The sequence below is a fragment of the Caulobacter sp. GW821-FHT10A10 genome, assembly GCF_059415745.1.
On record NZ_JBWKNV010000001.1, the window covers coordinates 139,751 to 156,506 of the forward strand.

Consider the following 16,756-nt stretch of genomic DNA (forward strand, 5'->3'; position numbering starts at 1 on the left):
CCAAGCGCGAAAAAGCCCGCCGAGCGAACTCGGCGGGCTTTTCGTATCGGCCCCGGAGGACCGAAAGACTTAGGCGGCGGCTTGCGCGGCGGCCTTGGCCTTGGCCTTGACCTGAGCCTTGATCTTCAGGGCGCGCGGCGACAGCTGCTCGTCCTTGGCGCCCAGCAGGAACACGTCCAGGCCGCCCTTGAAGTCGAGGGTGCGCAGGGCGGCGTTGCTGATACGCAGCTTGAAGGTCTGACCCAGCGAGTCCGACTGCAGCGAAGCAGGCGACAGAGCCGGCAGGAAGCGGCGCTTGGTCTTGATGTTCGAGTGGCTCACGTTGTGGCCGATCATCGGACCGACGCCCGTGAGTTCGCAACGGCGCGACATGACGAGTACCTTGGGCTAGGCGAAGCCGAAGGCCCCGCGAACATAATGTCAGGCGCGCTTCCGAACCGAGGTCCGCCGCGCGAGAGGGGGCGATATAGGCGATGGAGCCTTGCGGAGTCAAGGCGGCAAAGCCCTGAGCCTCGCCATCACCCCGCCTTCAAGCGCGGTTCATCTGCTACTTCCTATATGCACGGCCATGAAGGAGTTCCAAAGCATGCGTCCGACCGCCCTCGCCGCCACCGCTCTCGCCGCGTCCCTGGCCGCCCTGGCCGTGGGATTCGCCGCGACCGCCCCGGCGAGCGCCGCCGCGCCGAAGACGACGATTCTGCCTGGCCACTGGGAATACAGCTACCGCATCGGCATCATCCCGGTCGGCAGCGAGGACAAGTGCATCAAGCAGGCCGACGCCGCCCAGTTCTCCAAGGGCATCTGCACGCGCCGCTACAAGTGCGAGTACACGACCAACCAGGTCGACGACGGCAAGATCGCGCTGAAGGGAACCTGGACCGACAAGAAGGGCCGCGCGGCCCCGGTCAACGCCAAGGGGACCTACACCCCCGAGAGCTTCAAGCTCGACATCAAGCTGAAGACGGTCGACGGCCTGCCCCTGGCTGGCGTCATGAACGCCAAGCGCCTGTCGGCCACCTGCCCCGCCGAGGCGAAGTAGCCCCCGATCCTGACCGACATTCACGACACTCTATACCGAGCATCCCCGCGAAGGCGGGGATCCAAGCCGAGTCCGTGGATGGCCCACGACCGCGCCACCTCCCGAGAGCCCGCTTGGGTCCCCGCCTTCGCGGGGAACAACGGACGTTAGGGACAGGCAAGCAAAGCGCCCTCCACGGAACGCCGTTGTGGTTAATCGTCGTTAAGCTACAATAGCTTGTAGGGAACAAATCCCGAATCGGACCGAGTCAGCGATTCGGTCCTGATTCGTTTCGCGCGCGTTCCCGCCCTTCAAGCCTTGCCGTTAACTTGGCTGTGGACGCGCCGCACTTACCCCCAGCAAAGCCTCGCGCCGAAAGCCGCCGCCGCAACCACGAGGCGCGATGCCGCGCGGCTCGCCCATGGCGATTGACAGCCATCGCCCGCCGACCGAGCCTTCGAGCCAGCAAATGCATCAAGGGGCGGGGAAACGATGAGCGGCGAAGAACAGTTCGTCGTGGTCATGAACCACGAGGAGCAATATTCGATCTGGCCGGTCGGCCGCGAACTGCCGCTGGGCTGGAGCGATGCGGGCTTCCGCGGCTCCAAGGCCGATTGCCTACGCTACATCGAAGAAGTGTGGACCGACATGCGCCCGGCGAGCCTGCGCCGCGCGATGGAGGGCAAGGACTGAAAATCGCGAAGGCGGCCGCGCCCTACTCGGCCGCCGTCTTCACCGCGACCGCGTCCAGCGCCTCGCCCACGGTCGGGGACTGGCCCTCGTGGATCACCCGCGACAGGTCGCGACTGTCGACCACCTGGCCGCAGGCCTCGCAGGCCAGCTTGGGATGGAAGTCGCAGCCGCAGGCCTTGTGCACGAAGCGCACCGGGCCATTGCCCACGCCATAGACGTGGCGATCGCCCCACTCGGCCATGGTCAGCAGCACGGCCGACAGGTCGCGCCCCTTGGCGGTCAGCACATATTCATGACGCGGCGGCCGCTCGGAATAGCGGCGGGTCTCCATCACCCCGTGACCGACCAGGCTTTTCAACCGGGCGGCCAGCACGTTGCGGGCCACGCCCAGGCGATCCTGCCACTGCTCGAACCGCCGCACGCCCTGGAAGGCGTCGCGCAGGATCAGCAGGGTCCAGGGATCGCCGACGACCTCGAGGGTGGCGGCGATGGCGCAGCGTTGGTGACTGTAATCGGCGGTGCGACCCATACGGAAGAAAGTGCGGCGTTCCGCCAGGGAATGCAAGGGCCGTTGCTTTTGAGTACGAACCAGAGTAGGTTTCTAATCGCAATTGACTCTCTCGGTTCATTGCTCGACTGACCGGCCGACGACGGGAGCCGCCCTTCCGCCGCCGGCCGCTTCTTGGTTCTGAAAGATCCAAGCAAGCCGCTTGCGCAGGCCGACCGATCCGGGGCCTATTCCACCGCAAAACAAACCTGTTGGGAGTTCATCCATGTCCAAGCACGCCGATCGGGTGGTGATCGCCGGCTTCGCCCGCACGCCGATGGGCGGCTTTCAGGGCGCGCTGGGCGGGGTGAAGGCCACGGAACTGGGCGCCACGGCCGTCAAGGCGGCGCTGGAGCGCGCGGGGCTCTCGGGCGACAAGGTCGACCAGATCATCATGGGCTGCGTACTGCCGGCGGGCCTCGGCCAGGCTCCGGCCCGCCAGGCCGCCCTGGGCGCGGGCCTGCCCAAGTCGGTCGAGGCCACGACGGTCAACAAGATGTGCGGCAGCGGCATGCAGGCCGCCATCATGGCCCATGACGCCCTGCTGGCCGGCAGCGCCGACGTGATCGTGGCCGGCGGCATGGAGAGCATGACGGGCGCGCCCTACCTGATGGCCAAGCACCGCGGCGGGGCCCGCATCGGCCACGACCAGATCTGGGACTCCATGTACCTGGACGGCCTGGAGGACGCCTATTCCCCCGGCAAGCTGATGGGCGCCTTCGCCGAGGACACCGCCGCCGACTACCAGTTCACCCGCGAGGCGATGGACGACTACGCCACGCGCGGCCTGCTCAAGGCCAAGGCCGCCGTCGAGGGCGGGGCCTTCGCCGCCGAGATCGCGCCGGTGACGGTGACCACCCGCAAGGGCGTCGAGACGATCGACAAGGACGAGCAGCCGCTGAAGGCCGATCCGGCCAAGATCCCCACCCTCCGCCCGGCCTTCTCCCGCGACGGGTCGATCACGGCGGCCAACTCGTCGTCGATCAGCGACGGCGCGGCGGCCCTGGTCATGACCCGGAAAAGCATCGCAGAGGACCTGGGCCTGACGGTGGTCGCCACGGTCGTCAGCCACGCCGCCCACGCCCATGAGCCCGGTCTCTTCACCACCGCCCCCGTGCCGGCCATGCGCAAGGCCCTGGCCCGCGCTGGCTGGAGCGTGGGCGACGTCGACTTGTTCGAGGTCAACGAGGCCTTCGCCGTCGTCGCCATGATCGCCCAGAAGGAACTGGGCATCCCGGACGACAAGCTGAACGTCAACGGCGGCGCCTGCGCCCTGGGACACCCGATCGGCGCATCGGGCGCCCGTATCCTGTGCACCCTGATTTCGGCCCTGCAGGCCCGCAACGCCAAGCGCGGCTTGGCCTCGCTTTGCATCGGAGGCGGGGAGGCCACCGCCATGGCCATCGAGCTCGCCTAAAATCTGCCCAATCCGCGGCATTAAGGCCCGTCGCGCGGCAAGACCTTGCGCGGCGGGCCCGCAAGCGTTACCTGTTTAGTGCAAGCCTACTGGAACCCTTCCGACCTCATGCTGTCGAACCTCACCACCATCGCGCTGTTTACGACTGGCCTCACCGCCGGCGTCGCGATGTGGTGCGCCATGATGTCGAAGATTACCCAGATTAAAACCGTGCCGGTACGGACGGGGCAAAGACGGCGCGCAGACTAGGGAACAAGGGTTCCCCAGAAACCAAGCCGAAGGATCGCAAGATCTGAAAAAGCCCCGCCTCCGAAAGGAGCGGGGCTTTTTCGTTGCGCGATCCGACGGTCCTTCAAAAACTCAAAGGATCTTCGAACATGAGCTACCTGCCTTCCCCACCCGCCTTCCACAGCGACCATGACGGCGTCACGGTCCACCAGCTGTTCCTCTGCGCCCAGGACGCCCCCAGCGCGCTGGACGCCGTGCGCCAGAGCCTGGCCGACAGCGGCGCCGAGCTGTGCAACCTGTCCCTGAAGCCCGTCGGCCAGCTGGTCGAGGCCTCCCTGCGCGTGCGCCACCTGGGCGACCAGGCAGCCCGCCTCCTCGCCCGTGACCTGGCCGCCTGGCCCGGCGTCAACTCGGCCAGCGTGGAACATCAGTGGGTGCGGCCTTGAGCCTTCTCAAACCGGAAGACGACAAACGGCGCCTCTTCCTCGTCACCGCTGAAGACACGCCCGACGCCCTGATGCGGGTGCTGGGCGTGGCCAGCGTGCAGCAGGTGCGCCTGCGCGCCCTGACCGCCCAGCCCGAGGGGGCCGACATCGCCATTCGCCTGGAGATCGACGACCAGGGCGACGACCGGGCCCATACGCTCGCGGCGCGCCTGGCGGCGGTCCCGGCGGTGCGCGGCGTCGGTCACGGTTGGCGGTAGGCGCGTTCTAAACCTTTCGGCTCGCTTGGCCGTATCTATGTCGAGCCTTCGAAAGGACCGCCCCATGATCCGCCGCCTCATCCTCCTCCTGGCCCTGCTGGTCGCCGCGCCGGCCATCGCCTTAGCCGCTCCGACCAGGACCGCCGTCTTCGCCGGCGGCTGCTTCTGGTGCATGGAGAACGACATGCGGGGCATTCCCGGCGTCGTGAAGGTCGAGAGCGGCTACACCGGCGGCCACGTGAAGAACCCGACCTATCGCGATGTGACCAGCGAGCGCAGCGGCCACTACGAGGCCGTCCGCGTCACCTACGATCCGGCCAAACTGCCCTACGCCTTCCTGCTGCAGCGCTACTGGAAGCTGGTCGATCCGACCGACGACGACGGCCAGTTCTGCGACCGCGGCCCCTCCTATCGCCCCGCCGTCTTCGTCGACGCCGAGCAGCGCCCCGCCGCCGAGCGCTCGCGCGCCGAAGCCGCCAAGCGCCTGAAGACTGGAACGATGAAGGCCCAGATCCTGCCGCTGGCGACCTTCTGGCCGGCCGAGGCCTATCACCGCGACTACGCCAGGAACAATTCGGTGGAGTACCACCTCTACCGCACGGGGTGCGGGCGGGACCGGCGACTGGCGCAGGTGTGGGGCCGCTGACGCCCCTCTCCCCTTGCGGGAGAGGGTGGCCCGCGAAGCGGGTCGGGTGAGGGGTCTCTCAGACCTCCCCGCCGCAACAGCCGATCGACCGGGCGCCGAAGCCGACGGGTTTGAGAGACCCCTCATCCGTCGGCCTTCGGCCGCCACCTTCTCCCGCAAGGGGAGAAGGGTATATAAATTTACACCCATAATCTCTCGACTTTCCCGCGCAGCCGTGAAACCGTGGCCGCAAAGAGAGTAGGGAGACGTCGCGCCGATGCTTCGGGCCGCCTTGTTCGCCACCGTCTGCGTGGCCGCCGCTTCCACCGCCGCCATTACCGCGGTCCACGCTCAGACAGCCCCCGTCCAGACCGCATCGCCGCCGAAGGTCTCGGTCACCATCTACAACAACAATCTGGCGCTGGTTCAGGACCAGCGGACGATCGACGTCGCCGCCGGCCGCCAGCGGCTGGAGTTCAAGGACGTCTCGGCCGCCATCCGGCCCGAGACCGTCAGCCTGTCGTCGCCCAACCTGGGCGTGGTCGAGCAGAACTTCGACTACGACCTGCTGACCCCCGACAAGCTGATGGAGAAGGCGGTCGGGCGGCAGATCAAGATCGTCCGCACCAATCCCGGCGACGGCAAGGAGACCACCGAGACCGCCACGGTGCTGGCCGCCAACGAGGGCGTGGTGCTGAAGATCGGCGACCGCATCGAGGTGCTGCGCGACGACGGCGTGCCCACCCGGGTGATCTTCGACAAGGTGCCCGAGACCCTGCGCGCGCGCCCGACCCTGTCGGTGACGGTCAACGCCGACAAGGCCGGCCCCACGCCCGTGACGCTCAGCTACCTGACCTCGGGCCTGTCGTGGGCGGCCGACTATGTCGCCCTGTTCGACGAGAAGAAGAACGCGCTGGACCTGCAGGGCTGGATCACCCTGCGCAACAATTCCGGCACCGCCTTCGACAACGCCCAGACCCAGCTGGTGGCCGGCAACGTCAACCAGTTCAACGGCGGCGGCGGCGGCGTGCGCGGCTCGGTCTCGGCCGGGACCGAGAGCAGCGGCCGCGAGCGCATCGCCGACTACTACATCTATCCCCTGCCCGAGCGGACCACGATCGCCGCCAACCAGAACAAGCAGGTCGGCTTCCTCAGCGCCCAGGCCGTGCCGGCGCAGAAGGTCTACGAGGTGCGCGAGTACGGCTTCTCCAGCGACGAGAACCCGCAGAAGGCCATCACCGCCATCCAGTTCAGCAATTCCAAGCTCAAGGGCCTGGGCGACCAGCTGCCGGCCGGGACCATGCGCGTCTACATGCGCGACCAGGCGGGCGACCCGAAGTTCATCGGCGAGAACCAGATCGGCCACACCTCGGCGGGCTCGGAGCTGTCGATCAAGACCGGCGAGGCCTTCGACGTCTCCAGCCAGGCCACCCTGGTCTCGCAGGAGAAGCTGTCCAAGACCCGCTCGCGCTACGTCATGAAGTACGTGGTGCGCAACGCCCGGCCCGACGCCGTGACGGTCGAACTGCGCCAGGCCGGCCTGCTGCGCGACGGCAAGGTCAGCGACGAGAGCCTGCCCAGCCGCCGCATCGACGCCCGCACCCTGGGCTGGAGCGTGCCCGTCCCCGCCAACGGCGAGACCGTCCTGACCTTCACGGTGGACAACGGCTGGTGAGGCTGATGGGCCGCGCGGATAGACCCTCCCCCCAAAGGGGGAGGTGGCCCGGAGGGCCGGAGGGGGAAGTCCCTGCGGATGTGAGCGCTATCGCTGAAGACGGCGATCGCTCCCCCCTCCGTCGGCTTCGCCGACACCTCCCCCTTCGGGGGGAGGGTCTGATGCTCGCCCTCGCCCTGCTCTGCACGCCCCTCGCGGCGCACGCCGACACCATCCCCTCGGCCGCCCCGGAAGCCGTAGCCGTCACCCTCTATCGCGACGGCCAGGGGCCGGTGCAGACGCTGTCGCCCTGGGAGAAGCAGCGCGCCGCCGAGCAGGGGCTGGTGATGGTCAGCGAGACCCGCACGGTCGCGCTGCCGGCCGGCCGCCACGTGCTGCGCTTCGACGGCGTCGCCGAGGGCCTGATCCCGCAGAGCGCGGCCATCGAGGGCCTGCCGCAGGGCTCGGTCGAGCGCAATTACGACTACGCCCTGCTCAGCCCAGGAACCCTGGTCGAGCGCTCGCTGGACCAGCCGGTCAAGGTGGTGCGCACCAGCCGCGAGACCGGCCGCCAGGTGACGGTCGACGCCACCCTGATCCAGGGCCCGGACGGCCTGATGGTCCGCACCAGTGACGGGGTGGAGGCCCTGGGCTGCTCCGGCGGTCCCGAGCGCCTGGTGTTCGAGCGCGCGCCCGACGGCCTCTCCAGCAAGCCGACCCTGTCGGCCCTGGTCGACGTGCCCACCGGCGGCGACTACCGCCTGACCCTGACCTATCTGGCGATTGGCGTGAACTGGCAGGCCGACTACGTCGCCACCCTCAATCCCGACGGCAAGACCCTGGACCTGCTGGGCTGGCTGACCGTGATGAACAGCTCCGGCTCGACCTTCGCCGACGCCCCAACCCAGCTGGTGGCCGGCAAACTCTCGCGCGTGCCGGTCAATACGCCCAAGCCGCGCGTGGCGCGGGCCAGCCGCGCCTGCTGGCCGATGGACACCACCACCCATGGCGCGCCGCCGCCGCCCCCGCCCCCTCCACCGCCGCCGCCTCCCCCGCCTATGGCCGCGCCGGTCATGATGTCCGCCAACCGCGCCGTCGAGGAGTCGGTCGTGGTCACCGGCGCCCGCAAGCGGGCCCTGGCCGAGCAGTCGGATCTCGGCGACTACAAGCTCTACACCCTGCCCGAGCCGGTGACGGTGGCCGCCCGCCAGACCAAGCAGATGGCCTTCCTCGACCTGAAGGACGTCCGCTATCAGCGGCTCTACGTCGTGCCCGTCAGCCCCTGGGAAGACTACGCGGACGGCGACGAGACCGACCCGCCGCAGGTCGTGCTGCGCCTCGACAACAAGGCCGCCGAGGGGCTGGGCAAGCCCCTGCCCTCCGGCGCCCTGTCGGTGATGGAGACGGTCGGCGGCCTGCCGACCTTCGCCGGCGAGCAGGCCGTGCGCGACGTCGCCGTGGGCGAACCGGCCGACCTCGTCATCGGCGAGGGCATGGACGTCCGCGCCCGCCCGCGCCTCGTCGAGGACAAGCGGGCCGGCAAGACCATGGTCCGCCGCACCTACGAGGTTGACCTGGCCAACGACAAGTCGATCCCGGTCACCTTCGAGATCCGCCACGACCCGGACGTCGAGTTCTTCAAGGTGGTGTCAGAGCCCGCGAAACATGACATCCGCCAGGGCCAGGTCGCCTGGCGCGTGACCCTGGCCCCGGGCGAGACGCGTCTCTTCCGCTACGTCGTGCGGCACGCGGGCTAAAGCCGCCCCTGGCGTGTCCCAAGCGCCACAGCAACCACACGATGCGCGGAATCGGCGAACGCCGGTCTTGCGCATCACCCGCGCCTCGTGGGATCAGCCCGCTCCCGATCAGTCTCCGGAGCCGAACCGCCGCATGACCTTCCTCGTCGCACAGCTGAAGCCGCCGATGCCGGCGGAATGGCGCGCGTCGACCAAGGCGCGCCCGGCCCTTCGCCCCACGATTTCCAACCGCTGATCGCGGCCGCTCCGGCCGCGTCCGGAGCTTTTCGATGTCCGTCCTGCCTCTGGCCGGCCCGTCCCTGACGGCCTCACCCCTCCTGCGCCTAATCACGCCCGACTACGCCGACACGCTGTCCACCCTGTGGCCCGCGCCCCATACGCCGTTCCTGACCGCGCCCGCCGCGCGTCGCCACCTCGTCTGCCTGATGCTGGCGATCGAGCCGCGCGACGCCGCGCCGCTGGACGTCGCCCGCCTGCTCGACGAACCGCTGCGCAAGATCGTGCGGCGGGTCGTCGATCCCGCCCCCGAGGGCCTGCGCCGGGCGCTGGAGCATCTGGGCGAGATCGCCTGGCCGGCCGCCGACTATCGCGTCCTGCTGACCCTGCTGGCCGAACCCGCGGCCGCCAAGCGCCTGCGCCACGCCGGGACGATCAGCCTGGACGAAGTTCGCGCCCTGGCCGCCCTGCCCGCCAGCGTGCGCGCCGAGGGCGTCGGCGCGGTGCGGATGAGCCCGGCCCAGGCCGAACTGCTGGCCGAGGCGCACGCCGTGCTGTCGCGCCGGCTGTCGCCGCCGGTGCTGGCCGAGCGGATCGCCGCCTGGAACCGCGCGGCCAACGCCCGGGCTCTGTTCGCCCTGGTGGCCGACGACTTCCGGCTGGAGATGCCCAAGCCCCCGCATCCGGGCACCGAGCGGCTGAAGCCCCTGGCCACCGTCGCGGCCATCCGCGAGGCGGCCCGCCGCTATCGCAACTGCCTGGCCGGCTATGTCGACGACGCCCTGGACGAGCGCAGCGCCATCTACGAGTGGCTGCCCGCCCCGGGCGCGGTGATCGAGCTGACGCCCGACGCCTTCTTCGGCTGGCGGCTCGACCAGGCCCGCCTGCAGAACAACAAGGCCGTCGACGAAGCGACCCGCGACGCGGTCGTCGCCGAACTGCGCGGCATGGGCGTTCATGTGGGGCGCTCGGCGTGGCAGATTCGTCGGGCGCTGAACCGGGCCTCCACGCCGGGCTTCCGGATGGAGACGCTCGAGGCCGCTGTCGCCGACTACTTCACCGACGACTGAGGTCGTCGGTGAAGACCGGCTCCCGCCCCGCGCCCCCGGGGGCGTCGAAACCGGATGACGCGCGCCCGTCAAAAAGCCTAGCTAGGCTTGGTCGGGGGACCACTGCGGAGAGACGCATGAAGAAGCCCGTGATCGAGACCCTGCTGGAGCGCGGCCTGTTCGCATCGCGCTGGCTGATGGCCCCGTTCTATGTCGGCTTGGTGGTCGCCCTGGCCGCGCTGATCGTGGTGTTCTTCCAGGAGCTGTTCCACGAACTGCCCAACGTGCTGTCGATGAAGCCGGAAGACGCGATCCTGCTGGCCCTGTCGCTGATCGACCTGTCGCTGGCGGCCAACCTGCTGGTGATCGTCATCCTGTCGGGCTACGAGAATTTCGTCTCCAAGATCGACACCGCCAGCCACGAGGACCGCCCCGATTGGATGGGCACGGTCGATTTCTCGGGCCTGAAGATGAAGTTGATCGCCTCGATCGTGGCGATCTCGGCCATCGCCCTCCTCAAGTCATTCCTGAAGCTGACCGAACCCCAGGTCCCGCTCGACCAGCCGCGCCTGCTCTGGCTGGTGGTGGTGCACCTGTCGTTCGTGGTCTCGGGCGTGCTGCTGGCGGTGATGGACTGGCTGAACAGCAAGGTGACCAAGCACTAGCCGTGATGCGAGGCGCACGTACAGAAACGCCGCGAAAGCTGTTCAGCTGTCGCGGCGTTTTGCGTCTGAGAGACCCCTCATCCGTCGGCTTGCGCCGACACCTTCTCCCGCAAGGGGAGAAGGATCAGAAAGGCAGGATGTTGCGTTGGCGGCTGTAGGCCAGGTAGCCGACATTGGCGCCCAGGCGCAGGCCGACGCCGGCGCGGATCGGGGCCAGGACGATGGTGTCGGCCTTCTGGTAGTTCACGCCCAGGCCGCCCACGAGATAGGCGCTGCCCTCGACGCCGGGGAAGCGGCGGAAGATGGCGTCCGGGTACTGCAGGTTATAGCACAGGGTGAAGACGCGGCTGGCGTTGCCGCCCCAGTCCCAACCGATCGACGGACCCTGCCAGAAGGTCTCCTGGGTGGGGCGGTTCTTCATGTAGAGCAGGCCGCGGCCGTAACGCAGGCCCACGCCCACGGCGCCGGAGCCCTCTTCGCCGGCGATGTAGCCGGTGGGCTGGCCGCGCTCGCGGAAGATCCGCTCGATGGCCGCGCCGGCGCTCTCGGCCGTGACGCCGAGGAAGTCGGAGGTGGCCCGGATCATCTCGTCGGCCGAATAGGTGGCGGCCGCGCCGGTGTCGTAGGTCGGCGCATCGGGGCCGGGATTATGCGGCTGCGAGGTGCTGGCGCAGGCGCCCAGGCCCACGGAGGTCAGGCCCGAGGCCATGCCAGAGAGGATCAGAGAGCGACGGTCCATGTGTCTTTCTCGCAAGGCTAGAGCGTGACAGCCGAAAGTGTAGGCGGTTTCGGCGACCGCCACGCTCTCGTATTTGACTTTAGAACCTGCTGATCTGGTCCTGGCGTTAGCCAGGATCAGGCAAGCTCTAACGTGTCGGCACTGTCACAGGCTTTCATGTCCGGTTTGGGGCGCGTTGCTTAATGCGCGGTTAAGCATGTTCCCGACTGGACGTGCGATACTTAACGCGCGGTGCGCTCCACAAGGTCCGCCAGCTTCTCCGCCGCGTCGGGCGCGGCCACCGAGCGGGCGCCCTGGGCCATGCGGGCCAGGCGGTCGGGGTTCTTGAGCAGGGCGTTCAGGGCGCCGGCCAGGGCGTCGACCGTCAGCTCGTCCTCCAGGCACACCGCCGCGCCGCCGGCCTCTTCCAGGAGCTTGGCGTTGAAGCGCTGGTGGTCGTCGGCGGCGATCTTCAGCGGCACCAGGATCGACGGACGGCCGGCCACGGCCAACTCGCAGCAGGTCGACGAACCGGCCCGGCCGACGACCAGGTGGCTCTGGCGCAGGCGGCCGGCCATGTCGCGGAAGAACGGCGCGACCTCGCAATCGACCATGGCGTTGCGATAGATCTTGCGGGCGTGCTCCATGCTCTCGGCGCGAGCCTGCTGGAACACCTTCATGCGGCCGCGCATCTCTTCGGGCAGCTTGGCGACGGCCTCGGGCACCAGTTCCGACAACAGGCGCGCGCCCTGGCTGCCGCCGGTGACGAGAATGCGCAGCTGCACCTCGGGCGGCAGGTAGGGGGTCTGCGCCAGATCGCGGATCTCCGGACGCACCGGGCTGCCGACCACGTGGGCGCGGGCCTTCACGGCCGGCTTGGCCAGCTCCAGCGTCGGGAAGGCGCAGGCCACCTCGCCGACATAGGGCGCCAGGAAGCGGTTCACGCGGCCCAGCACGGCGTTCTGTTCGTGGATGACGGTCGGGCGCTTTTCCAGCAGCGCCGCCAGCAGGGCCGGCAGGGCGGGATAGCCGCCGAAGCCGACCACGACCGACGGATTCAGCCGGGCGAAGGCCTGCTTGGCCTGCATCACGCCCTGGAACACCGCGACCCCGGCCTTGACCATGCCGATCGGGTCGCTGGCCTTGGCCGTGGCGGCCGACAGGGCCAGCCGCTCCTCGGCGGGGAACTTGTCGGCGTAGAAGGCGCCGCGTTCGTCGGTGGCCAGCACCACGCGCCAGCCGCGCGCGATCAGGGCCTCGGACAACGCCTGGGCGGGGAACATGTGGCCGCCGGTGCCCCCGGCGGCGACGATCGCCAGCTTGCCGCTCATCAGGCCTGGTCCGCGAAACGGATGGAGGGACGCGTCAAGAGGTTACGCAACTGCAGTCTCCCTAACCCGGGAGCCTTCAGTCGAAGGCCCCCGCCTGGCCGAACGGCCCGCCGCCGCCATAGGACCCGGGCCGCTTGCGGGTCAACGCCAGCGCCATCCCCAGGGTCAATCCCATGGCCAGCATCGACGAGCCGCCGTAGCTGATGAACGGTAGGGTCATGCCCTTGGTCGGGATCATGTTCAAGTTCACAGCGACATTGATGAACGTCTGCTGGCCCAGGAGCACGAAAAGACCGGCCGAAGCGACCTGTTCGAAGGGGTCGGCCAGCTTCATCGACTTGTAGAGCCCGCGCACCACGACGAAGGCGAACAGGCTGATCAGGGCCAGGGAGAAGACGAGGCCGTACTCCTCGGCCGCGACCGAATAGATGAAGTCGGTGTGCAGGTCGGGCACGTGGCGCTTCATGACGCCCTCGCCCGGGCCGCGCCCGAAAAGGCCGCCGGCGTGGATGGCCTCGGCGGCGCGGGTCACCTGGTGGGTGTCGGCCTGGTCGGGGCTGAGGAACTTCTGCACGCGGGCGTGCACGTGGTCGAACAGGAAATAGGTCGAGCCCAGGCCGCCCAGCGCCACCGCGCCCAGGCCCATGATCCACGAGATCGGCACCCCGGCCATCCAGAAGGCGGCCCCGAAGGCGATGGTGATCAGCACGGTCTGGCCGACGTCGGGCTGCATCAGCAGCAGGCCCACGGCGATGAAATAGAGGCCGAAGGCGATCGACACGCCCGGCACGCCCTCGCCCTTCTGGCCCTCGGCGAACATCCACGAGACCAGGATGATCAGGGCCGGCTTCATGAATTCCGACGGCTGGAAGGTGAAGCCGCCGATCATCAGCCAGCGGGCCGCGCCCTTGGCGCTGTGACCGATGAACGGCAGGGCCGCCATGACGCCGATCGAGACGATGTAGATGAAGAACGCCGCCCGCCGGATGCCCTTGGGACTGAGCATCGACACGGCCAGCACGATCGTCGCCGCCCCGACGCCGAACACCAGCTGGCGGATGGCGAAGTGGAACTGGTCGTCGATGCCGATCCGCTGGGCCGCGGCGGGGCTCGACGCGAACGACAACAGGACGCCCACCGTGACCAGGATCGCGGTCGCGCCCAGCAGCCAGCGATCGGTCGTCCACCACCACACCCCGAGGGGCGAGCGGTCGGTCCGGGCGAAGGCGTGGGCGGTCTGCTGGCGCATGGGGGCAAGAGTCGGCCGTTACGGTTAATCGAGTCTTGCCGACGGCCGCGACGAAATCGCGACCGCCGGAAATTTTTCCATCATTCCACAGGCTTGGCCGTGAACTCGGGATACTCCCGCGCCTTGGCCAGGGGCAGGACGTGATCGTGCAGGGCTTGGCCGAAACGGACCGACTGCATCTGGATGGCGGCGTGCCCCGTGCCCGGCAGCACCACCAGGTCCTTGCTCGGCGCGTTGAGGTCGTCGAACCAGGGGCGCACGAAGTCGGGATGGTCGTACTCGCCCTGGATCAGCACCATCGGCATGGCGAAGTCCTTGCCCAGGGGCGCGGCCTTCCAGTCGTTGTTGGCGAGGTAGACGGCCAGCGCGCGCTGGCGGCGGATGATCCTGCCGCCGTCCTTGTAGGTCAGCAGGTCCTTGAGGCTCCAGTCGGGCATGGCCAGGGCCTGGGCGTAGAGCTGGCCGTCGGTCCTCTTGGGGCCTTCGGTCTTCAGGTAGATCGGTTCGAGGTCGTCGACCTCCTTCCAGCGGCTGGGCGGATCATAGGGCGGCGGCCCCAGGCCGGTCAGCTTGGCCAGCAGCTCGGGATGCTTGCCGCTCTTCGCCACCGCCAGCATGTGGTCGTAGACGTGGCGGTCGCGGCCGCTGTTGTCGACCGCCTGGCCTGTGCCGACATAGACCGAGAACAGGTCGGGCCGCAGGTGCGCCATGGTCAGCGACACGCGCGAGCCCCACGACCAGCCCAGCAGCGCGATGCGCGGCTTGTGCAGCCGGACCCGCAGTTGCTCGGTCAGGGCCAGGCCGTCGGCGACGAAGCTGTCGACGCCCTGGTTGGGGTCTATGCGGCCTCCGGCGTGCGCCAGGCTCTTGCCGTGGTCGCGGCGGTCCCAGTGCACGACCGTGAAGTCCTTCTCCCAGGTCTTGAAGTCCTCGGCGAACAGCGAGGTCGCCGCCCCGCCGCCGTGCACCACCAGCAGCACCGGGTTGTCGCGGTTCTCGCCCCGCACCACGACCCACTGCTCGCCGCTGGGCAGCTTCACGAAGCCGCTTTCCTGGACGCCCTTCTCCGTGTCGATCCGCAGCCGCTCGGCCGTCTGGTGCTGCAGGAAGGCCCGCGTCCCCGCCGCCCCGCCCACGACCGCCACGGTCAAAGCCGCCAGCCCGACCGCGCCCCGGCGCAGCCATGTCTTCACCTTGCTCACTCTCGCCCCACATGAAAACTACAGACGTAGTTACATGAGGGTGCGAGCGAGATTATTACAAGCGTAAACCTGAATCCCTCTTCCATAGGGAGACGGAGGGGCCCGCCGCGCAGCGGTGGGAGGGTGAGGGGTTTCAGCGTCCACAGGAACGCGCGCAGCCGTCAGGCCGCGTTTCATTCGGTGAGTTTGTTACCTCTCACCCTCCCATGGCTTCGCCATGGGCCCCTCCCTCTCTCAAAGAGAGAGGGATCAAAAGCCTAGGCCCGCTTGGCTTTCGGCTTCGCCAGCAGCCCGTTGACCGCCGCCCGGAAGGCTTCGCCCCGGGCTTCGAAGTCGGCGAACTGGTCGAACGAGGCGCAGGCCGGCGAGAGCAGGACGATGGCGTCCTGGCCGGTCGCGGCGGCGTCGGCATGGGCGGCGGCGACGGCGGTCTCGATGTCGCCGCACTGCTTGATCGGAGCCTTGCCGTCCAGGGTCTTGCCGAACGCGTCGGCCGCCTGGCCGATCAGGTAGGCGCAGGCCACGCGGGGGAACAGGTCCTGGAGATCCTCGATGCCGCCGGCCTTGGGCACGCCGCCGGCGATCCAGTAGAACTTCGGATAGCTCGACATCGCCTGGCGGGCGGCGTCGGCGTTGGTGGCCTTGCTGTCGTTGACGAAGGCGACCCGCCCGATCTTGCCGACCGTCTCCATGCGGTGGGCCAGGCCCGGGAAGGTCATCAGGCCCTCGACCGCCTGCTGCGGCGGGATGCCGATGGCGATGGCGGCGGCGTAGGCTGCGGCCGCGTTCTGCCAGTTGTGGCGGCCCGGCAGGCTGCGGGCGCGCAGCAGGTCGGCCATCTCGGTGACCCGCTCGCCGGTGGCGTCGTACAGCACGCCCTGCAGGGCGTAGACGCCCCGGCCCATGGCCTTGCCGGCGCTGATCGGCCAGATGGTGCGGCGGTTGGCGGCGGTGATCTCGGTGCAGATCTGCTGGCACCAGGGATCGTCGACCCCGATGATCGCCGTGTCGCCCTTGCCCTGGTTGAGGAAGATGCGGCGCTTGGCGGCGATGTAGCCTTCCATCGAGCCGTGGCGGTCGATGTGGTCGGGCGACAGGTTCAGCAGCACCGTTGCGTCGGCGTGCAGGCTGGAGGTCAGGTCCAGCTGATAGCTCGACAGCTCCAGCACGTAGACCGCGCCGCCGTGCATGTCTTCCAGGCCCAGGATCCCGGCGCCGATGTTGCCGCCGACGCGGGTGTCGCGGCCGGCCTGCTGGCACAGGTGGCCGATCAGGGCCGTGGTCGTCGACTTGCCGTTGGTGCCGGTGATGGCGATGATCTTCGGCTTCTTGTGCTCGGGCGCGGCGTTGACCGTGCGGGCGAAGAGCTCGACGTCGCCCAGGATCTCGACGCCGGCTTCCTTGGCCTTGTCGACGGTCCAGTGGGGCTTGGGATGGGTCAGCGGCACGCCCGGCGACAGCATCAGGGCGGAAAAGGCGCTCCAGTCGGCCGTGGACAGGTCGACGACCGGCAGGCCCTCGGCCCGCGCGGCTTCGCGGCTGGCTTCCTTCTCGTCCCACAGGGCGACCTTGGCGCCGCCGGCGATCAGGGCGCGCGCGGCCGTCAGGCCGGTGCGGCCCAGGCCGAACACCGCCACCGTCTTGTCTTCGAACCCACGGACCGGGATCATCGCGCGCCCTCCCC

The 16,756-nt window shown here is 68.9% G+C and carries 17 protein-coding genes; 10 read left to right on the forward strand and 7 right to left on the reverse strand.

The window, feature by feature from the left end; genetic code table 11:
* Positions 1–69: 69 nt before the first annotated feature.
* On the reverse strand, positions 70–372 hold the full coding sequence (gene rpmB / locus AC07NS_RS00740) for a 50S ribosomal protein L28 (RefSeq protein ID WP_109100091.1): 303 nt from the start codon (positions 370–372) through the stop codon (positions 70–72).
* A 214-nt stretch (positions 373–586) separates the two neighbouring features.
* Between rpmB and AC07NS_RS00745 the strand changes: the two genes are divergently transcribed.
* Positions 587–1,039, forward strand: coding sequence for a DUF3617 domain-containing protein (locus AC07NS_RS00745; RefSeq protein ID WP_494600708.1), 453 nt, complete (start codon positions 587–589; stop codon positions 1,037–1,039).
* Positions 1,040–1,510: 471 nt separating this feature from the next.
* Complete coding sequence (locus AC07NS_RS00750; protein ID WP_494600710.1) at positions 1,511–1,711, forward strand: MbtH family protein; 201 nt, start codon at positions 1,511–1,513, stop codon at positions 1,709–1,711.
* A 22-nt stretch (positions 1,712–1,733) separates the two neighbouring features.
* Here the strand turns inward: AC07NS_RS00750 and AC07NS_RS00755 are convergent, their stop codons facing one another.
* Complete coding sequence (locus AC07NS_RS00755) at positions 1,734–2,240, reverse strand: winged helix-turn-helix transcriptional regulator (RefSeq protein WP_494600712.1); 507 nt, start codon at positions 2,238–2,240, stop codon at positions 1,734–1,736.
* Positions 2,241–2,484: 244 nt separating this feature from the next.
* Between AC07NS_RS00755 and AC07NS_RS00760 the strand changes: the two genes are divergently transcribed.
* The 8 genes from AC07NS_RS00760 (at position 2,485) to AC07NS_RS00795 (ending at position 10,572) form a co-directional block, all read left to right on the forward strand.
* Entirely contained in the window at positions 2,485–3,675 is a 1,191-nt protein-coding gene (locus tag AC07NS_RS00760; protein ID WP_494600713.1) for an acetyl-CoA C-acyltransferase, read from the forward strand.
* Positions 3,676–4,052: 377 nt separating this feature from the next.
* Positions 4,053–4,349 carry a hypothetical protein gene (locus AC07NS_RS00765; RefSeq protein WP_110117883.1) on the forward strand — a complete coding sequence of 99 codons (297 nt, stop codon included), beginning with the start codon at positions 4,053–4,055 and terminating at the stop codon, positions 4,347–4,349.
* Positions 4,334–4,606 carry a hypothetical protein gene (locus AC07NS_RS00770; RefSeq protein ID WP_494600715.1) on the forward strand — a complete coding sequence of 91 codons (273 nt, stop codon included), beginning with the start codon at positions 4,334–4,336 and terminating at the stop codon, positions 4,604–4,606. The genes AC07NS_RS00765 and AC07NS_RS00770 overlap by 16 nt, the downstream gene beginning before the upstream one ends.
* Positions 4,607–4,673: 67 nt before the next feature.
* Positions 4,674–5,252 (forward strand): peptide-methionine (S)-S-oxide reductase MsrA, encoded by a 579-nt coding sequence (gene msrA / locus AC07NS_RS00775; RefSeq protein WP_494601834.1) that lies wholly within the window; start codon positions 4,674–4,676, stop codon positions 5,250–5,252.
* Positions 5,253–5,508: 256 nt separating this feature from the next.
* Positions 5,509–6,906: a DUF4139 domain-containing protein gene (locus AC07NS_RS00780; RefSeq protein WP_494600716.1), complete on the forward strand. Its 1,398-nt coding sequence runs from the start codon at positions 5,509–5,511 to the stop codon at positions 6,904–6,906.
* Positions 6,907–7,067: 161 nt separating this feature from the next.
* Entirely contained in the window at positions 7,068–8,642 is a 1,575-nt protein-coding gene (locus AC07NS_RS00785; RefSeq protein WP_494600717.1) for a DUF4139 domain-containing protein, read from the forward strand.
* A 269-nt stretch (positions 8,643–8,911) separates the two neighbouring features.
* On the forward strand, positions 8,912–9,928 hold the full coding sequence (locus AC07NS_RS00790; RefSeq protein WP_494600719.1) for a hypothetical protein: 1,017 nt from the start codon (positions 8,912–8,914) through the stop codon (positions 9,926–9,928).
* A 116-nt stretch (positions 9,929–10,044) separates the two neighbouring features.
* Complete coding sequence (locus AC07NS_RS00795) at positions 10,045–10,572, forward strand: TIGR00645 family protein (RefSeq protein WP_494600721.1); 528 nt, start codon at positions 10,045–10,047, stop codon at positions 10,570–10,572.
* A gap of 124 nt (positions 10,573–10,696) precedes the next feature.
* Here the strand turns inward: AC07NS_RS00795 and AC07NS_RS00800 are convergent, their stop codons facing one another.
* The 5 genes from AC07NS_RS00800 to murD form a co-directional block, all read right to left on the reverse strand.
* Positions 10,697–11,311 (reverse strand): DUF1134 domain-containing protein, encoded by a 615-nt coding sequence (locus AC07NS_RS00800; RefSeq protein WP_494600723.1) that lies wholly within the window; start codon positions 11,309–11,311, stop codon positions 10,697–10,699.
* A 221-nt stretch (positions 11,312–11,532) separates the two neighbouring features.
* Positions 11,533–12,621 carry an undecaprenyldiphospho-muramoylpentapeptide beta-N-acetylglucosaminyltransferase gene (murG, locus tag AC07NS_RS00805; protein ID WP_494600725.1) on the reverse strand — a complete coding sequence of 363 codons (1,089 nt, stop codon included), beginning with the start codon at positions 12,619–12,621 and terminating at the stop codon, positions 11,533–11,535.
* Positions 12,622–12,697: 76 nt separating this feature from the next.
* Positions 12,698–13,870, reverse strand: coding sequence for a putative lipid II flippase FtsW (ftsW, locus tag AC07NS_RS00810; RefSeq protein ID WP_494600727.1), 1,173 nt, complete (start codon positions 13,868–13,870; stop codon positions 12,698–12,700).
* Positions 13,871–13,950: 80 nt separating this feature from the next.
* The gene (locus AC07NS_RS00815) at positions 13,951–15,072 is read right to left on the reverse strand and encodes an alpha/beta fold hydrolase (RefSeq protein ID WP_494600729.1); all 1,122 of its coding nucleotides are present in this window, start codon (positions 15,070–15,072) and stop codon (positions 13,951–13,953) included.
* Positions 15,073–15,329: 257 nt separating this feature from the next.
* A complete protein-coding gene (gene murD, locus AC07NS_RS00820) occupies positions 15,330–16,742 on the reverse strand; it encodes a UDP-N-acetylmuramoyl-L-alanine--D-glutamate ligase (protein WP_494600731.1) in 1,413 nt (470 codons plus the stop codon).
* Positions 16,743–16,756: the final 14 nt, after the last annotated feature.